The organism is Chitinophaga sp. (assembly GCF_036566945.1).
Classification (GTDB): domain Bacteria; phylum Bacteroidota; class Bacteroidia; order Chitinophagales; family Chitinophagaceae; genus Chitinophaga.
In genome coordinates this window covers 1-4,168 of the sequence record NZ_DATCVJ010000897.1, presented here as the reverse complement: position 1 = coordinate 4,168, position 4,168 = coordinate 1, and the positions used below count along the sequence as shown (strand labels likewise).

Sequence of the window (4,168 nt, the reverse complement as noted above, 5' to 3'; positions counted from 1 at the left end):
TGTATTGGCAGATATGAATGCCGATAAACCCTGGAGTAATGTAATGCGCTGGAATCAGTTCGATTGCTGTAACTATAACTACTACGGTGATCAACGATATGATTGGGGTGGTGCTGATTTGAACAGCTATTATTCCATGACGAACGTGCAGCAAATGGAAGGGGAAGCCACCCGCCTCGGCGGACAAACCGTTAATCCATACACCGCCCTGGGCAAGTTTTTCCGTGCCTGGTTTTTCTATCGCATGACTAACCTGGTGGGCGATTTACCAATGAAAGAAGCCTTACAGGGTAAGTTAGGTTTAACGCCTAAGTATGATGATCAAAAGGCCGTGTTCATGCAGATCCTGCAATGGCTGGAAGAAGCAAACACACAGCTGGGGCAACAGATCGCTAATCCCGATAAGAGCGTTACTGCAGAAGGACAAATACTGAAAGGGGATTTCTATTTCGGCAACGATTTGACGAAATGGCAACGTGCGGTAAATACTTTCCATTTACGTGTACTCATTACGTTGAGTCAGAAAACAGCCGATACAGATCTTAAAGTGGCGCAACAGTTCAAAGCCATCATGAGCGATCCGGCTAAGTATCCATTGATAGAATCCATGGATGGTAACCTGCAGTTTATCTATAACAACATCAATAAATATCCTTCCAATCCGGATAATCTGGGGTTTGATGCTACCCGTTATAATATGTCTGCTACCTACCTGAATACGCTGGTAGTACTGAATGATCCGCGTGCTTATGTAACAGCTGAACCGGCCACGGCGCAACTGAAAGTAGCGCACAAAACACCGGCAGATATCACCGCGTATGTGGGTGCAGAACCGGGCATCAGCCAGAGCGATATGTCGGCTAATATGTCTAATGTGGACACCGCTGTATATTCCGTTCGCAGCCGTAGCCGCTACTATAGCAACTATGCAGCTGAACCGGGTGTGATGCTTGGTTTTCCGGAGCTGTGTTTTAATATAGCAGAAGCGATCAACCGTAAATGGATAGACGGTGATGCGGAAGCCTGGTATAAAAAGGGTATCAAGGCGTCGTTGAGCTTCTATGGCGTTCCTGCCGAAACACCCGGCTCAGTGGTAAAAACGTACGGTGGTAAACGTTATGAAATACCTTTTGATTTCGAAAACAGTTATTACAAACAAATCACTGTAAAATATAAAGGTAACGACGCCCAGGGACTCGCGCAGATCCTGACGCAGAAATACCTGGCCTTCTTTGAAAACTCTGGCTGGGAGGCATATATTAACTGGAGAAGAACCGGTGTGCCCACCTTCGGCGTAGGCGCCGGTACCGGCAACAGCGGTATTATTCCTAAGCGTTTTAAGTACCCTGACTCCGAACGTTCTTCCAATACCATTAACTGGACCGCTGCCCTGCAAAGCCAGTTTAAAGGGACTACAGATGATATCAATGGCAGTATGTGGCTGCTGAAGTAGCTTTTAGCTATTAGCAGTTAGCTTTTAGTAAAAATGCAGCGGAGATTAACAAATGTTGATCTCCGCTGCATTTTTACTAAAAGCTAAAAGCTAAAAGCTGTTTAGCAATACTTAACATTAAGTTCAGCTATTGTTAACAATGTGTTCACATTGGACCCTCACCTTTGTCCCAAACCATTTGTTACAATATGTTGAATATTCCCTGGTTACAGACACGGTTGCGGAATGCACATCATCTTACATTTTCCTTATATGCTGCGCTTGTGGCCTTTGGCACTTATTCGTGCATGTATGCTTTTCGTAAACCCTTTACGGCAGCTATTTTCGAAGGCGTAACTTTTCTGGGGATAGATTATAAAATATGGCTGGTCATTACCCAAACGATTGGATATGCCTGCAGCAAGTTTTACGGGATTCGTTTCATCGCGGAAATGAAGGGGAATAAGCGGGCCCAGAGTATCCTGGTGCTGATGGCTATTTCCTGGCTGTCGCTATTCTGTTTTGCGGTAGTGCCGGCACCTTATAATATCGTTTTTCTTTTCTTGAATGGATTCCCGTTAGGTATGATCTGGGGATTGGTATTTAGTTACCTGGAAGGCAGACGCAGTACAGAGTTCATGGGGGCAGTATTATCTATCAGCTTTATTTTTTCTTCCGGATTTGTAAAATCAGTAGGTAAGATGACGGTGGTAGACTGGCATGTAACTGAGTACTGGATGCCGTTTGTAACAGGGCTGGTATTTGCCATACCCATGCTTATTTTCGTGTTATTGCTGGAACAAATACCACCACCTACCGAAAAAGATGAGCAGTTAAGAACCCGCCGGGCGCCAATGAATAAACAGGAGAGAAAAGATTTCCTGCAGGCGTTCTTACCCGGACTGGTATTGCTGATCGCCAGTTATGTATTGTTGACGGTACTAAGAGATATGCGCGATAATTTTGCGGCAGATATCTGGAAAGATTTGGGATATGGTGCGCAGGCCGGCATTTTTACGCAAACGGAAATTCCTGTTTCCATTGCTATCATTGTGATTATGGGATTACTGGTATTTGTGAAGAATAATTTCCATGCATTTATGCTCAATCATTTCATCGTCATTACCGGTTTTGCGATTGCCTTCATCAGCACTTTATTATTTAAACAGCATCGCCTGGATCCGGTATGGTGGATGACTTTAACAGGTCTTGGCCTGTATATGGGCTATATTCCTTTTAACTGTATTTTCTTCGAACGACTGATTGCGGTATTTAAATATGTGAGTAACGTAGGCTTCATTATTTACGTAGCCGATTCCTGCGGTTATCTGGGGAGCGTGTTGGTCATGTTATTTAAAAATTTCAGCGGGGTATCGCTGTCGTGGAGTCAGTTTTTCATGGATGCCGTACTCGGTGTATCCGTTACCGGTATTGTGATGATGATAGTGGCTGCCTGGTATTTTAAAAAAAGATTTGAATCAGTGAACAATAAAAGCGCTGCCGGAATCGCAACAGATGTGCAGTTAGCCGCCTGATCACCGGGCATTAAAAAAGGCAAATCGTTCATGCTATATGAGCGATTTGCCTTTGTTTTTATAACAGGAATTCAATTAGCTTTTTGCGTCAGCATCAGCATTGCTTCCTTTCTTTGATGGTTCATCTTTGGCATCTTTAAATTCACGTATGCCGCTACCCAAACCACGCATCAGCTCAGGTATCTTCTTACCACCAAACAATAACAGTACTACTAATGCTATCAGCAGCAATTCTTTGATACCTATTTCCTGCAAAAATAAAAGCGGGATATTCAGAAAAGATGTTGTCATTATATCAGATTTAATTGTGTTCTTTTATATACGGTGTATGCAAACATAAAGTTAGCACGATTTACCAGTTTTTTTGTTTTTTAGGAAGATATTTAAATATTTTAATATAACTGTCTTGTTGGCAAGTAGTTACAGATTAGAAAATATCACTTTTACCTCCCCGTTTTCTACCTGTAAATGCGAAATCCGGCCATAATCTATGGAAATATCAAAGGCATCTACCAGTGCTGTATCGGTCACATGCGCTAATATACACCGGATCACTCCGCCATGGGTGACCAATACGGCGTCATTTCCTTTGGCAATCACTTCCTCCAATAACCCAATGCTGCGGGTATATAGTTCTTCGTAGCTTTCTCCACCAGGAATATGTTCAAAAACCACGTTGTCGGCCCATTTGCGGAGGGCTGTGCGGCTGATATTATCCCAGGGAAGCATTTCCCAGTCGCCGAAATTCATTTCCTTCAGGCGGTCGTCTTTAATATAATCGCTGCCAAACAGCGCCGCGGCCAGCTTTTCACAACGTTGCAACGGGCTGGTGTAAATATCCATTTTTTGGGTAGGCAGCAAAGGCTTTACCCTGGCCACTTCTTCGTCAAAACCGGCGGCAACATCCACGTCGGACGCACCATAGCAAACACCACTTTCTATTGCCGGTGTGGTATGCCGGATCAGGTATATTTCCATGTGAGAATACAAAAGCATAAATAAATAACAGTTTCCGATACCTGCTGCACGGCACCCAGGCAATCGCCGGTATAACCACCAATCCACTTCTGCATCAGTCGTACCAGGTACCAGCGGGCCAGTAGCAACGCCGGAATAGTGAGCAGCAGGGTGTAGTTATGCAGGTAAATAATGGCAGCTATAAATGGAAGGCAGGCCCAGATAGCCGCTATCCCCAAATCAG

At 44.1% G+C, this 4,168-nt stretch carries 5 protein-coding genes; 2 read left to right on the top strand and 3 right to left on the bottom strand.

The window, feature by feature from the left end; all coding sequences use genetic code 11:
* Positions 1-1,453, top strand: a 1,453-nt coding sequence (locus VIP81_RS27000) for a SusD/RagB family nutrient-binding outer membrane lipoprotein (protein WP_331968688.1), incomplete at its 5' end; no start/stop codon positions are given.
* A 188-nt stretch (positions 1,454-1,641) separates the two neighbouring features.
* Entirely contained in the window at positions 1,642-2,967 is a 1,326-nt protein-coding gene (locus VIP81_RS26995; RefSeq protein WP_331968685.1) for a DUF5690 family protein, read from the top strand.
* A 75-nt stretch (positions 2,968-3,042) separates the two neighbouring features.
* Here the strand turns inward: VIP81_RS26995 and VIP81_RS26990 are convergent, their stop codons facing one another.
* From VIP81_RS26990 to VIP81_RS26980, 3 genes are all read right to left on the bottom strand, one after another.
* Entirely contained in the window at positions 3,043-3,258 is a 216-nt protein-coding gene (locus VIP81_RS26990) for a twin-arginine translocase TatA/TatE family subunit (RefSeq protein WP_331968682.1), read from the bottom strand.
* A 129-nt stretch (positions 3,259-3,387) separates the two neighbouring features.
* Positions 3,388-3,963: an alpha-ribazole phosphatase gene (cobC, locus tag VIP81_RS26985; protein WP_331968679.1), complete on the bottom strand. Its 576-nt coding sequence runs from the start codon at positions 3,961-3,963 to the stop codon at positions 3,388-3,390.
* Positions 3,930-4,168, bottom strand: a 239-nt coding sequence (locus tag VIP81_RS26980) for an adenosylcobinamide-GDP ribazoletransferase (protein ID WP_331968676.1), incomplete at its 5' end; no start/stop codon positions are given. The genes cobC and VIP81_RS26980, both read right to left, overlap by 34 nt.

What these genes read in the sequence shown, in the direction of transcription:
- VIP81_RS26990 (WP_331968682.1), bottom strand. Translation starts at nt 3,258, where the DNA reads ATGACAACATCTTTTCTGAATATCCCGCTTTTATTTTTGCAGGAAATA.
- VIP81_RS26995 (WP_331968685.1), top strand. Translation starts at nt 1,642, where the DNA reads ATGTTGAATATTCCCTGGTTACAGACACGGTTGCGGAATGCACATCAT.
- cobC (WP_331968679.1), bottom strand. Translation starts at nt 3,963, where the DNA reads ATGCTTTTGTATTCTCACATGGAAATATACCTGATCCGGCATACCACA.